Origin of the sequence: Pseudoalteromonas sp. SR41-7 (genome assembly GCF_014163935.1) — a bacterium.
In the GTDB taxonomy this organism is placed as follows: domain Bacteria; phylum Pseudomonadota; class Gammaproteobacteria; order Enterobacterales; family Alteromonadaceae; genus Pseudoalteromonas; species Pseudoalteromonas distincta.
The window spans coordinates 87,786-102,119 of sequence record NZ_JACJEF010000014.1; the positions used below are offsets into that span (position 1 = coordinate 87,786).

Here is a 14,334-nt window from a genome sequence, read left to right on the forward strand (position 1 = left end):
TTTTTTATTTACATTACAACCGCAACATCAATGCTGCTAGAACCTGCTTTGTAATGTTGTTTTATTAATTGGCTTAATTGTGTTTTACACGAACCGCAGTTCGTCCCACATTTAAGTTCAGACCCCAATTGCTCGACTGTGTTTGCACCGTTTTTAATGGCGTTTATAATTGGCTGCTCTCTTACTTTAAAGCAGCTACACACTTGCACGCCTTGAGTAAATTCTTCATCTGGGGTTGCATAAAGCAAAGACTGTAACTGTGTAAAGGTCAGTAATGGCTCTGCAAATAAATGGTTTATCCACTCAAGTGATATTTCTTTTTGCTCATTAGAAATAACACCAACAAACGCTAATTGATCGTTTTGAATACACTGCACATGCATGGCTTTTGCCGTATTCATAGCCGACCACTGCCCTTGTAAACCGGTTAAGGTTTGGCAGTAATACAGTAAATCACTTTGTGGCTCATTAAGCGCCAATTGGTAATTAAAGCAATTACTTGCATTAACTTTGAGCCAAAAATCACTGTTTATAACAAGTTCGTTTTTAGCAAACAGCTGCATATATTGCACAAAGGGTGCTTTAACTATATTAACAGCGCCGTGTTTACACTCAGCCTGACCAGATAGAGGGTCAACTACCGATTGATACAACCCACTTACTGTTGCTGATGACGCAAATTGCTTGTTCCAATGAATAGGCATAAAGCATTCACCTTTTCGCACCGAATCGGTTACTTTTGCATGCGCGGTAACGTGCCCTGTTTGGGCAATCGCACTTATTAAATCGTTTTGTTTAATTGCTAATTTACTGGCATCAAGCGGATTAATTTCAATGTACGGGCGTGTAATATGCGATGAAAGCGCAGTGCTTTTACCCGTGCGGCTCATGGTATGCCATTGGTCGCGTATACGTCCTGAGTTCATTATAAACGGATAATCACTTGATGTTTGTTGAACAGGTAGTTGCGGCGCTATAGGTATAAAACGCGCCTTTTTATCAGCGGTGCTAAATTGGTTATCTGTAAAAACCTGACCATTTTTATAAGGCTGGTTTTTAACAACAGGCCACATAATGGGTTTTAAGTTATCGTACTGGCTTTTTGTGAGCCCAACTAAACCAGAGAGGTTTAATAATCGGCTGCCATTATTTTCAAAGTCGGTTAATTGTGCCCATTCTTCAAAAATGCCACTTGGATCTGTAAAATCAAAACCTTCAAAGCCCATTTTTTTAGCGACTTCGCACATAATTTGCCAATCGTTTTTAGCACCCGAATAAGGCGCTACTAACGGGCGCTGTCTTGATATTCTGCGCTCTGAGTTAGTTACTGTGCCGTTTTTTTCGCCCCATCCGGTTGATGGAAAAGCAACATCGGCAAATTTTAACGTATCACTTTTTGCAATACAGTCAGATACAACCACCAGCTCGCAGGTCTCTAATGCTTTTTTAATAGCGGTGTTATTCGGCAAGCTCACCATTGGGTTTGTTGCCATTATCCACACTGCTTTTATTTTGCCTGCCGCTATTTCATCAAACATATCAATAGCATTACTGCCTGCTTTTTTAGCAATAGTTGGCGCAAGCCAAAAACGTTGTACAAGTGACTGATGCGCTTCGTTTTCAATATCTAAATGCGCCGCTAACTGATTAGCCAAACCACCTACTTCGCGCCCGCCCATCGCATTGGGCTGCCCAGTAATCGAAAACGGACCACTGCCTGGTTTAAGTAATTTACCTGAGGCTAAATGTGCATTAATAATGGCGTTGCATTTATCTACACCCGAGCTTGACTGATTTATACCCATTGAATAAAAGCTAATCGCACTTGGGCTGTTAGCAAATAGCGCGTAAAACTCAGTGACTTGCTCAATTGCTATATCGCAAAAGTCGCTAACTGCCTCACAGCTCCACTTTTGTGCCTCTTGCAATGCGCTTTCAAAGCCGTTTGTGTGCTGATCAATAAATTGCGTATCGAGGTGGTTATGCTCATTTAAATAATTAAGCAAACCGTTATAAAGCGCAGCGTCACTGCCTGGTTTTATATTTAAAAATGTGTCGGCAAGCTCAGCGGTGTCGGTTTTTCGCGGGTCAATAACCACCACTTTCATATTTGGGTTAAGCTGCTTTGCACGCTCCATTCGCTGATACAAAACCGGGTGAGTCCACGCTGCATTTGAGCCAATTAAAATAAGTAACTCAGTTTGCTCTAAATCTTCGTAGTTACACGGCACTACGTCTTCACCAAAAGCGCGTTTATAACCTGCCACAGCAGATGACATACACAGGCGCGAATTTGTATCAATATTGCCTGAGCCTATGTAGCCTTTCATTAATTTATTCGCGATGTAGTAATCTTCAGTAAGTAACTGCCCCGATACATAAAAAGCCACCGCATCAGGCCCGTGCTTTTGTATTATGTCGTTAAATTTATTGGCAACATGGTCGGTTGCTTCATCCCACGTGGCTGCTTTATTATTAATGAGGGGCGACGTTAAGCGGTTATCACTGCCTGTGGTGTCTAGCAAATGCGTGCCTTTTACACATAAACGACCAAAGTTTGCGGGATGCTCTCGCATGCCTTCAAGCTTGGTTGGCACATTATTAAAAAGTGAAATATCAACACCGCACCCTACACCACAGTAAGCACATGTTGTTTGTTTTAAACTCGTTTTATTTATAGTTGGTGATGTGTTTGCGGTTGTCATACTGCTCTCTTTTAATGTACTTTAATTTATGCGAGCTGTTTAACAGGCTCATTAAGGGTAACTACGTTAATAGTGTTACTTGCTTTAGCGAGTGCGCTGTTTATTACGTTTTGAACGAGCTTTTCACACCCTCCACAGCCTGTACTGGCTTTGGTACTTTGCTGCACACTTGCCAAATCTATGCAGCCTTTAGCGACTGTTTGTTCTATGGTGTGTTTAGTTACTTTATGACACGCGCAAATAATGGCGTCATCAGGCAAGTCGTCGGCGCTTAGCTCTGCTATGTCGCCGGCAAGGGGCATAATGAGCGCTTCGGGGGCGGTGGTAAGTTCAATGTCGTTTAAATGATATTGCAGTAAATTATCGTAATCGCTGGTATCACCAACAAGTACCGCGCCTATCAGCTTATTACTTTGTGAATTAGTGACTACTTTTTTATAAATGCCATTGGGTTGATCTTCAAAGTAATAGCTTATTGCGCCTTCGCTGCGTGCATGTGCATCGCCAATAGAGCCCACTTCAACACCCATTAATTTAAGCTTGGTGCTCATATCGGCACCGCTAAATTCATCGGCTTTATTGTCTAAGCCAGTACTTTGCAAAGTACCTTGCTGGGTCTGTTGTAAAATATGCCCAACTGCAATTTTAGCCATGGCGTAACCGGGTGCCACTAAGCCAAAAATAAAATTATTCCACAGTGCACATTCACCAATTGCGTATATGTTTTTGTCGCTCGTTTGGCAGTGGTTATTAATTACAATACCGCCGCGCTCACCTAACTCTAAATTAAACTCGCGGGCCAAATTATCATAAGGGCGAATACCCGCCGAAAATACAATCATGTCGGTTTCAAGGGTTTTACCGCCTTTAAAACACATTTTGTAACGGCAACTTTCACCTTCTACTATTTCCTCGGTTGCTACCGATGTATGCACAGTAACACCTAAATCTGTAATTTTGTTTTTTAGTAGCCGACCGCCACCAGCATCAACTTGTACACCCATAAGTTGCGGTGCAAATTCTATTACGTGAGTATGTAAACCCAATTGCTTTAATGCGTTTGCAGCTTCAAGCCCCAGTAAACCGCCACCAATTACCACGCCTACTTTGCTGCCGTGGGCTGAATTTTTTATTGCGTGTAAATCGTTAATGGTGCGATAAACAAGGCAATGCTCGCGATCTTTACCCGGTATAGGCGGTACAAATGGGAATGAACCTGTAGCAAGCACAAGTTTGTCGTATTCAAACAATTCCCCTTTAGCGGTCGTGACAGTTTGCGTATCACGATTTATATCAACCACTTTAGAATGAGTATGAAAGCGTACTTGCCAATCGTCATAGGTTTTATTACATGTAAGTGCGAGGTCGTCTGCGGTTTTGCCTTTAAAAAAAGAGGATAGTTGTACGCGGTCATACGCTAAACGGTCTTCACCGCTAAGTACCGTAATTTCAAATTGCTCATCAGCTTGATTTTGAGAAACTAGCTGTTGCACAAAATGGTGCCCGACCATTCCGTTCCCTACCACTACAACACGCTGCTTGCTTAACATTTACCCACCTTAAAGTGATACCTATTTTAGTAATTGACTAAAATTGAAATCGAATAATTTGTTATAGGTTTGTTATAGCAATATGTAAGCCAAATATATAAGCATTTAAAATCAGCAAGTTGCCTACATTGGTGCAGAGGTGAAAAGCATAAAGTCCCACAAGATGGTGCAATTGCACCATCGTGTGTCGCTATAAATTACAAGTGAATATTAGAAGATAGAGAGGGTTAAAATTTAGCGCTCATCCATACCCACAATTTTTGAGTATCGACTTTATTAGCAGCAGTATCGCCCGCTGAGTAATCAGCATACTTAACACCTACTGCGTATTGTTTATTAATAGGTTTAACGTATTGTACGTTTAGTTCACTGCCTAAATCGTCAACCCCATTTGATTGCTCATTAGCATCAAAACTGTGATAAGCCACCAGCCATTTTCCGTCAAACGCTTTACCGTTTAAGCTTATGTAAGTGTCGTCCAAACCTTGTGTGGGTGTATTTAAAAACGTATCTGTCCAACCATTAAATTTATGTAACGTGGCAAGCGGTGTTGCAAACCCGTAATCGCCATTATCAGAGCCAAGTGACTCTATGCCAACTTTTAATGTTACTGTTTTTATGCCCAACCCATTTAAATCGACAGCGCCTTCAAGTGCATAGTAATCGGCATCAAAATCACTCACGCTTGTTGAAGCAGACTGCGTTGCATACTCCGCTTTGTAATAAAATTTTATGTCGTTTAGGGTTTTATTACCGTTAAAAGAAACGCCATAAGTATCTAAACTGTCGTCTTGTAGTGCATCGTCACTTAATAAGTAACTGTATAAAACCACTTTACCGTAGTCTGTTTTAAAGCTTGCATTAATTAAATGATCGGACGATTTAATGTCTTTATCGTCAGCAAATATGCGGTTACGCTTATTTAAATAACTGTACTGTAAATTTATGTTATTAAATGCGTAATTAATGGTCGCGGCATCAAAGGTTTGTCTGTCTTGGCGCCAACCTACGTGCCCAACAAAACGCTGCCCATCAAGAGCTATTATTTGGCGCCCTACTTTTAGCGATAGACCATCGCGGGCATATTTAACAAAGCCTTGGTCTATCTCAGTGTTTTCTGGGTCTGCAATAACAGAATAATTAGTGTTTTTCCCCACTGTATTGTTGTAATCATCTACGCCCAATAGGCTGCGAGTGTCTTCTACTTCAATAAGTGCTGAAAAACCATTCACCTCGTCTGTTTGATGCGTTAAGCGGGTTCTAAGTGTTAAGCCGCTTGCATCTTTTAGAGCATTTTCTTGATCAACGCTTTCAAAACGCAGTCTAAAATCAAGATCAGTTTGCGCAGCTTGGCTTATTAAAGGCGCAGTGAAGCAACCCAGTATAAAAATAATAGGTAAGTTGTTCTTGTAATTAAGCATTTTGGTTCTCTAAGTTTTAATTATTAATACACATACCAAAGCAATAAATAAACACAGCGAAATACATTTCCACACCATAACTGGATCGCGTTTCATTATTGAACTTTTATTAGCGGTACTTTCTAAATAAGGATTAGGTTTGTTGATATCGTTTATAAACTCAGAAAAAGCTTGGTATCTGAGCTCAGGTTTAGGGGCAAGCGCCTTCATAAGGGCTTGATCTAACCAAAACGGAATATCGGCTCTGTATTTACGAATACTTGTGTAATGCCAATGGCTGTAATCTTTTGGCGCTACGTGGTTAAGTGGCAGTGGTTTATAAGGCAATTTTGAGCACAATAACTCATATGCAATCACGCCAAGTGAAAACAAATCACTTTTAAAATCGGCGTGCATAGTAATAAGTGTTTCGGGTGCGGTGTAGTCGGCAGTGCCTTGCGGGCAATCATCCGCAATTTGTTTAACCGACTCGTCCATAGCCGCAACACTTACTGTGCCGTAATCTATTAGCGTTACTTTACCGTGCGCATCTATCATCACGTTATCGAGTTTTAAATCACGATGTACCATATCGAGTCGCTGAAACGCCCTTAGTGCATGTACTATTTGTTCAATAATACTACGTACTTGGGTTATTTCTGGGTGCGGCACGTCGTGCTTCCAATCACTGAGTGTTTGCCCGTCCATGTACTCACAAATATGATACAAAAAACGACTCTGCGATTGCGTACTTAGCACTTTCATCACGTTTAAATGGTTTATGCGTTGCCCTACCCATCCTTCTCTTATAAAGCCTTGAAGGTAGTGCACATCGTCTTCAAAATTAACCGAAGGTGCTTTTAAAACCACTGGCGGTATATCGGGCGCTTGTTGCACTAAATAAATGTGCGAGCGACTACTGGCATGTAATTTACGAATAACCGTGTAGTCATCAATTTTTTGCCCAACATTAAGCGCAGGTGGAATTTTTCGTCGTGTTAGCGAATGGTAAAGTTCATCTAACTTTTGCTCGGCAATATTTTCTACTTTTACCAGTAAACAACTTACGTTGTCGTCACTGCCTCGTGCTAATGCAAGTTCGGTAATTGCTTTAGCTGCATTTTCTAAATTAGTGTACTCGTTAATTAATTTAGCTATATCACTACTTGGGAGCACATCGTGTACGCCATCGCAGGTTAATATATAAATATCGTCTGCTTTTAGGTCAACCTCGTATACATCTATTTCTTGATGAAGTTGCGCGCCAAGAGCACGCGTTAGCGTATCGTTTACTTTGTGATCCCGTGTTATTGCCTCGATTTTATTTCCTCGCAAGCGAGTAATACGCGTATCACCTAAGTGGAATATATAACCCGTTGCCGACTTTAAAATAAGTGCTGTAAAAGTCGTCATCCAATCGGCTTGACGCTGACCTAAGTGATTGTAATTAACCGATTGCGAATAAAGCCACTGATTTAAACTTGCTAACACCTTCGACACCGACTTTTTAACCGCCCAACTTTCGGGGGTATTTAAATACTCATTTATAAAATGAGTAACCGAAAGTTGAGACGCTTGTTTAGCATTTTTTGCTGATGAACACCCATCGGCTAAGCAAGCAATAACGCCTTTAGACTCTTTTTCTTGCGCTTTGGTATTGAGAGCTGCAAACGCATCTTGGTTTTCTGCTTTTAACCCTTTAGCACTGTGCCCGCCAAATGAAACGTTGAGTTCATTTTTTAGCGATTTAGCGTGGAGTGTTTCATCAAACATAGTCAATAATGCCTTAAGTCACTGAAATAAGTTCAACGGTGCCGTCTTCATTTACTTCGGTAATATGGCCATCTGGTTCTCTCATAAAAAACAGTGCAGCTAGACCAAGTAATGCACTACCCGCAATAATGAAAAAGAAAGTTTGATAATCAACAAGTGACAATGCCGTTAAGTACACTACTGCACCTACATTACCGTAAGCACCTGTCATTCCAGCTATTTGCCCAGTTAAACGACGCTTAATTAGCGGTACTGCGGCAAATACAGCGCCTTCACCAGCTTGCACAAAGAACGAACACGCCATAGCCGCAACAACTGCAAGCCATAAAGGCCAAGATGCATCAACCAAGCCCATTACAAAATAACCAACAGCAAGACCCGTTGTAAGTACAATAAGGGTAATACGGCGACCTAATTTATCTGAAATCCAACCGCCACCTGGGCGAGATGCTAAGTTCATAAATGCATAAGCTGAGGCTAAAATACCCGCGTACACCATATCAAGCGCAAACACATCCATAAAAAATAGCGGTAACATAGATACAACTGCAAGCTCAGAACCAAAAGTTGTAAAATATAAAATATTTAAAACAGCCACTTGCTTAAATTCATAACGATGAGACTCAGGTACAGGCTCTTTAAAAATATGACCATTTACGTCAAAGGTTTTATACACTTCGTAAATATAAAGCAGAACTAAAAAAGCATACACGGCAAGTACAAAGTTAGCCGAAATTAGGTTAGCACCGGTTGGTGAAAGCTTCCAAGTAAGTAATGCTAGTGCACCATACATAGGGATTTTCATAATAAGAAGTAATACAAAGTCGCCTTTACTGGTTACTTCCATTGCGCCTACTTTTTTAGGCTTAAAGTATGTACCGCCTTTTGGTGTATCGGTTACATTTAAGTACCAAATAATACCAAATATAACGCTTAATACACCCGTTAAACCTACTGCGTAACGCCAACCATCTTCGCCACCAAACATAAGTGCAATAATTGGCAATAACATAGCCGCTGCTGCTGAACCAAAGTTACCCCAGCCGCCATAAATACCTTCTGCTATGCCCAGCTCGTTAGCAGGAAACCATTCACTCACCATACGAATGCCCACAACAAAGCCAGCACCAATAAAGCCTAGCGCAAAACGCGCTATAGCGGCTTGTTCAAATGTGGTTGCCATAGCAAACATAAAACACGGAATACTACAGGTAATAAGTAGCGCGGCATAAACAATCCGGGGACCAAATTTATCGGTCAGCATACCCACCACAACACGGGCAGGAATAGTTAACGCTACATTTAAAATTAGTAATGTTTTAACTTGTGCCATGGTAATACCAAGCGAGCCCGCAATTGCACCTAATAAAGGAGCATGGTTAAACCATACAAAAAATGACACAAAAAAGACCATCCAACTCAGATGTAATACTTTCATTTTTCCTTTAAAGGATATTAAGTTAAATCCAGAACTCGGTTGCATGTTTATTTCCTCGTAAACGTATTATTGTTTTATAAATGCCCCACTCTTTTATATGAGTAGTAGCTCAAACTTTGTTAAATTTTAGTTAACCAAACACAGCAATTACTGAGCCACTAATTAAAAACCATATATTTCAGCTAGTTATATGTATTTATTATTTTAATGCGTTATAGTTGCACTATATGAGTGAGGGGGTAAGGGCTGTTACAGTGCAAATAAAAAGCGTTACTACTTGCTCTAGGATTTAACAAATTGGTATTGTTCAAAAAAAGTATGAGATATTTAAAAATGCAAAAAGCACCGTTAACGTACCAACAGCAACTACGCTATTCTCGGCATATTATGCTGCCGCAGCTTGATATAGACGGACAAGAGAAACTATGGCAATCGCATGCTTTAATTATTGGTGTGGGTGGGCTTGGTTGCGCGGTAGGTCAATACTTAGCGGCATCTGGCGTTGGCACGCTTACCTTAGTTGATAACGATGAAATAGACGTGACCAACCTGCAAAGGCAAATACTGTATAAAGAAAGCGACATTGGTAGCTCAAAATGCAGTGTTGCTAAAAAACAGCTTAACGCGCTTAATAGTGAAATAAACATAAATACTATTGAGGCATTTTTTGATGCAAATACCTCTACAGAACAGCTATTTAATAACATTGATATAGTAATTGATTGCTCAGATAACCTAGCAACGCGTAATGCACTTAATAGCGCCTGTTTTAAAGCTAAAGTTCCGCTAGTGTCAGGCTCTGCAATACGTATGGAAGGACAAGTCGCGTGTTTTACTATGGATGAAAACAGCCATTGTTATGGTTGTTTATCGCAATTTTTTAGTGAACAAACACAAAGCTGCTCTGAATCTGGTGTGCTTTCTCCTATTGTGGGGTTAATAGGCAGTATTCAGGCAACTGAAGCGCTAAAAATGCTTGCTGGTTTACCCAGCGGCTTAAGCGAACACTTATTGCTAGTGGATGGTTTAAGTATGGAATTTAATCGTTTTAAAATAGCTAAAAATAGCCAATGTGCGATGTGCAGTATTTAGTTATTCTAGATTACTGATTGTTGTATAAAACACATCGCCCACTTTAAAGTCGTTTTTGTCCCACACTCGTCTTGAAGCCAAGCCAAACAAAGTTTGCCCGTCAACATTAAGCGTTAACTGCCACTTATTATTAATAAGCTCAGCCTGAGTTAATACCGACCTTAAAACATTACTGTGCGTTGTTTGCTCAGGCTTTAACGCACTAAGCGACATTTGCTCACTTTCTATAATTAGCTTATTACTACTATCGACAAGTGCAGGAAGCACAAAAAGCGGTTGCTCACTTTGCTGTAATTGCAGTTGATATAGCCCGTAGTCTTTATCAAATTTAACCACATCGTAATTAATTAAGCTCAGCGGTGTTTGCCTGTCGTTTGCGTAAATAGCCTTTGCAACGTGCGCACTTGCACCTTGGTTTATCACCTTACCTTTATCAAGCTGAATAAGGGTATCGCAGCAAAATAGCAGCTCTTTTAATGAGTGACTTACTATTATAAATTTAATATTAAACTTAACGGCTAACTCATTGAGTTTAGTGAGCGTTTTAAAACGCAATGACCAATCAAGCGCACTAAAAGGCTCATCAAGCATTATAAATTTTTGACCGGCAAGCAAAGTGCGCGCAAATACTACACGCTGGCGCTCGCCACCCGATAAGCTTTGTACATCACGATTTAGTAAATCTTGTAATTCAAGTGTTTTAACAACGTATTGAAGCGTTAAGCTGGTTTGCTTATTTTCGCAGTGTTTTTGTGTAAACGCTAAATTGCCTGCCACATCTAAATGAGGAAACAACGGGCACGATTGCAACTGAAGCGTTATACCGCGTTTATCACTTGGCAACTCATGCACTGGCTGATTATTAATATGAACACTTTTTGCAGGCTCTAAACCACTAATACAACGCAGTAATGTTGACTTACCGGAGCCTGAAGGACCGTAAACACCCAATACATTAAACGACTCAAGCTCAAGGTTTATATCTAAATCAAAATTATTGAGTGCTTTAAAAAGGCTTAACTTAATCATGTTATTGCTTAACCCCTACAATGCTTTTATTAAACTTAAATAACAGCACTAAGCAGGCAAACGAAATAGCCAGTAAAATAAGTGAAAGCTGATGCGCCGCCGTATAATTTAACGATTCAACATGGTCATAAAGCGCAATAGACACCACCTGTGTTTGCCCCTGAATATTACCGCCAATCATTAATACCAAACCAAATTCACCCAATGTATGCGCAAAGCCTAAAGCAAATGCGCTACCAATACTGGGTTTTAAAAGCGGAATAATTAAATGCACAAAGCGTTTAAATGGGCTTAATCCAAGCGCAATGGCAGCTTCGTTATAGGTTTGATTAATATGCTTAAACCCAGCCACAAGCGGCTGCATTACAAAAGGCAGCGAATAAAAAAGCGAGCCAATAACCACGCCCTGAAAACTAAACGCAAGCTGCGTACTCGTTAGCCAAAACCAAAACTGCCCAAAAGCGTGATCAGGCGAAAACAAAACAAGTAAATAAAACCCTAACAACGTAGGCGGTAGCACTAAAGGCATTGCAATTAATGCCTCTAAAAATGGTTTAAATTTACCGTTATAGCCAGCGAGCTTGTATGCCAGCGGAATACAAAAGATAAGAAGGAGTACTGCGGTTATAAAGGCAAGTTTTATAGTTAACCACAGCGCGGTTAAATCACTTTGAAGCATTGTTATCCTTTATTCTGTAACCTAATTCAATTAACTGCTGCTGCGTAGCCTGCGTCATTAAAAATTGCATAAGTTGCTTAGCGCTAGCATGCTTTTTAGTCGAGCTAATAATAACGCCTTGTTGAATTATATCGGGATATTGATTGGTAGGCAGCACGGTGTAATCTAAATATTTTTGATCTTGCGTGTTACTGTAAGCCGCCTTTAGGGATGAAACAGCCACCAGCCCTACTCCTACATTACCACTTTGCACAAACTGAAACGCATGCGTAATATTATTCCCGTACACATAATTTATTGGTTTTTTAAAATGGTTATTCGCGTAGTGCTCTGAGGCACGTCCGTATGGTGAAAAACGCGGATTAGCAATGGCTACTTTATCATTTACTTTTTCAGCTTTGGGTTGCCACAAAGCAAGTTCGCCTAACGCGTAAGTGATCAAACTACTTTGCTCGGCATAACCTTCTTTAATAAGCGATTGCGGACGAAAATCGTCGGCCGATAAAAACACATCAAATGGCGCGCCATGCACTATTTGCGAATATAAAACACCGCTAGAAGCGGCTGATATTTTCACGTCAACATTAGGTAATGGGGATTTTTTTAGTAGGGTTTCCAATACAGTTTTAAAATTACTCGCTACGGCTACATGCAGCGTTTCTTTTGCGTTTACGCTGCACGAAAGCATGCATATCACACACAAAAAATAACCCAACCATGTATTGTAAAGCTTTGACATTATAAGTATTGTTTCAAAATAAAATGATTTAAGTAAGCAATATATATGAACGATGTTTGCAATGCACCCGGTTTATTACCAATTGAAACTGCAATACAAAATATACTTGGCACAATAACGCCTGTTAAAGACGTTGAAACCATTTCTATAATGCAAAGTGTTGATCGCGTTTTAGCAAGCGATGTTAAGTCAACTATAAACGTACCCGCTCATAACAACTCAGCAATGGATGGCTATGCGCTGTGTATTTCAGATAAAAGCTTAACCTACACACAAGTAGGCAGCGTGTTTGCAGGTCAAGTTTTTGAAGGAACACTTACCCCAGGGCAATGCGTAAGAATAATGACCGGCGCCGCCATTGCACCTGGCGCTAACGGCGTTGTAATGCAAGAAAACGCCTCGGTTGATGGCGATAAAATTACGTTTACTGCGCAACCTGAGCTAAATGAAAACGTGCGTTTTGCTGGCGAAGATATTGCTATAGACGACGTTATTTTAAAAGCAGGCGATAAATTAAAAGCCGTTGATGTGGGATTACTGGCATCTTTAGGAATTGCGAATATAGATGTGGTAAGAACCCTAAAAATAGCCGTGCTTTCTACAGGCGATGAGCTAATAGAACCTGGTCAGCCTCTTAAGCAAGGCGCTATTTTTGAAAGCAACCGCGCTGTTATTATTAGTGCGCTGCAACAAAAAAATATAGACGTGCTTGATTTAGGAATAATCCCTGATGACAAAGAACTCATCACTAATGCATTTTTAAAAGCGAACGAACTTGCCGATGCCGTAATAAGCTCAGGCGGTGTATCGGTTGGTGAAGCCGACTTTACCAAAGAAGTGCTCAACGAAATTGGCAATATCCACTTTTGGAAAATAGCCATGAAACCAGGCAAACCTTTTGCCTTTGGTAAATTAAGTAACAGTTACTTTTTTGGCTTGCCAGGTAACCCTGTGTCGGCTGCTGTTACGTTTAATCAGTTAGTAGAGCCTGCACTGCAAAAGCTGTCGGGTCTTGGTGACGTAAACCCTAAAATGCGCTTTAACGCTGTTACTACATCCGTCATTAAAAAGCGCCCTGGCAGAGCTGACTTTCAGCGCGGTACTGCAACAATTAACGAACAAGGTGACTTGGTAGTTGCCCCGTTTAATAAACAGGGCTCGGGTGTACTTTCGTCGCTTAGTAAAGCTAACTGTTTAATTGTAGTGCCAGCGCAAAGCGGCAATATCGAAAAAGGCGCAACAGTAAGTATTGAGTTGCTATAAAGCCTAAAATGCTACAGCTAACTGTATAATTTAGCTGTAGCGCTGCTGCAAACCTTAAAATATTTTTATATTTAATGTTTGAATTAAACAATTTAACTTTTCGCTACGCCCTACAAACTCTTCTTTACTTAATCTATTAACGCACTTCAGCGCGTTTTTAGTCGCAAAGTATCTATCATAACTTAGGCTTCTTTCGCATTTAACACTATACGTTGAGGGCCAAGAGCCACCGGCACCCGTTGCTATGCCAACAACGTTACATGTAGCATCTATATACTGCTCCCATGCTTTTATTTGCGCTTTAACTGCATCTACTTGGTAATCATCAGTTAGTTGCGGGTAGATCTCATCCATCATTTTACTGATTTTAGTTTTGTATCTATTGCCCTCTAAATTATAAGTATTGCCCGTGTGCATTGCACCGCCTTCTGGCCAATCATCAGTACTTTGTGCAAATGCGCCAAATGATGAAATAGCAAAAGCAAACCCAATAATAATTTTATTCATTTTAAATCCCTTTAATACCAATCTGCTTATATATGGGGTCTATTTAACGTTAAGAAAATTACGCTAGAACTAGGCAAAAATTTTTGTATCTAGTTGTTCTAAATAAAAAATTTTTAACGACGTTATAGTGCAATTTAATTCGTTAAATTGATCAAAGAT

General features: G+C 40.2%; 11 protein-coding genes. 2 read left to right on the plus strand and 9 right to left on the minus strand.

Annotated elements, in window-relative coordinates; translation table 11 throughout:
• Positions 1–8: 8 nt before the first annotated feature.
• The 5 genes from H5092_RS16510 to H5092_RS16530 form a co-directional block, all read right to left on the minus strand.
• Positions 9–2,705 carry a nitrate reductase gene (locus H5092_RS16510; protein WP_182734094.1) on the minus strand — a complete coding sequence of 899 codons (2,697 nt, stop codon included), beginning with the start codon at positions 2,703–2,705 and terminating at the stop codon, positions 9–11.
• 26 nt (positions 2,706–2,731) lie between these two features.
• Positions 2,732–4,255 carry an FAD-dependent oxidoreductase gene (locus tag H5092_RS16515; RefSeq protein WP_182734096.1) on the minus strand — a complete coding sequence of 508 codons (1,524 nt, stop codon included), beginning with the start codon at positions 4,253–4,255 and terminating at the stop codon, positions 2,732–2,734.
• Positions 4,256–4,482: 227 nt separating this feature from the next.
• Positions 4,483–5,676 carry an alginate export family protein gene (locus tag H5092_RS16520; protein ID WP_024603792.1) on the minus strand — a complete coding sequence of 398 codons (1,194 nt, stop codon included), beginning with the start codon at positions 5,674–5,676 and terminating at the stop codon, positions 4,483–4,485.
• A 9-nt stretch (positions 5,677–5,685) separates the two neighbouring features.
• Entirely contained in the window at positions 5,686–7,428 is a 1,743-nt protein-coding gene (locus tag H5092_RS16525; RefSeq protein ID WP_024595624.1) for a bifunctional protein-serine/threonine kinase/phosphatase, read from the minus strand.
• Between the two features lie 13 nt (positions 7,429–7,441).
• Positions 7,442–8,911, minus strand: a complete 1,470-nt coding sequence (locus H5092_RS16530) for a NarK family nitrate/nitrite MFS transporter (protein ID WP_024595623.1) — start codon at positions 8,909–8,911, stop codon at positions 7,442–7,444.
• A 288-nt stretch (positions 8,912–9,199) separates the two neighbouring features.
• Here H5092_RS16530 and moeB point away from each other — a divergent pair, with 288 nt between their 5' ends.
• A complete protein-coding gene (gene moeB, locus H5092_RS16535; RefSeq protein WP_182734098.1) occupies positions 9,200–9,958 on the plus strand; it encodes a molybdopterin-synthase adenylyltransferase MoeB in 759 nt (252 codons plus the stop codon).
• Here moeB and H5092_RS16540 read toward each other — a convergent pair whose 3' ends face one another.
• Genes H5092_RS16540 through modA form a run of 3 tightly spaced genes read right to left on the minus strand, consistent with a single transcriptional unit; the run spans position 9,959 to position 12,354 of the window.
• Positions 9,959–10,987, minus strand: coding sequence for an ATP-binding cassette domain-containing protein (locus H5092_RS16540; protein WP_182734100.1), 1,029 nt, complete (start codon positions 10,985–10,987; stop codon positions 9,959–9,961).
• A gap of 1 nt (position 10,988) precedes the next feature.
• Positions 10,989–11,666 (minus strand): molybdate ABC transporter permease subunit, encoded by a 678-nt coding sequence (gene modB / locus H5092_RS16545; protein ID WP_182734113.1) that lies wholly within the window; start codon positions 11,664–11,666, stop codon positions 10,989–10,991.
• Positions 11,653–12,354, minus strand: coding sequence for a molybdate ABC transporter substrate-binding protein (modA, locus tag H5092_RS16550; protein ID WP_024606456.1), 702 nt, complete (start codon positions 12,352–12,354; stop codon positions 11,653–11,655). The genes modB and modA overlap by 14 nt, the downstream gene beginning before the upstream one ends.
• A gap of 96 nt (positions 12,355–12,450) precedes the next feature.
• Here modA and glp point away from each other — a divergent pair, with 96 nt between their 5' ends.
• Positions 12,451–13,668: a gephyrin-like molybdotransferase Glp gene (glp, locus tag H5092_RS16555; RefSeq protein ID WP_182672210.1), complete on the plus strand. Its 1,218-nt coding sequence runs from the start codon at positions 12,451–12,453 to the stop codon at positions 13,666–13,668.
• A gap of 54 nt (positions 13,669–13,722) precedes the next feature.
• Here glp and H5092_RS16560 read toward each other — a convergent pair whose 3' ends face one another.
• Positions 13,723–14,175 carry a hypothetical protein gene (locus H5092_RS16560; protein WP_024599117.1) on the minus strand — a complete coding sequence of 151 codons (453 nt, stop codon included), beginning with the start codon at positions 14,173–14,175 and terminating at the stop codon, positions 13,723–13,725.
• Positions 14,176–14,334 lie beyond the last annotated feature (159 nt).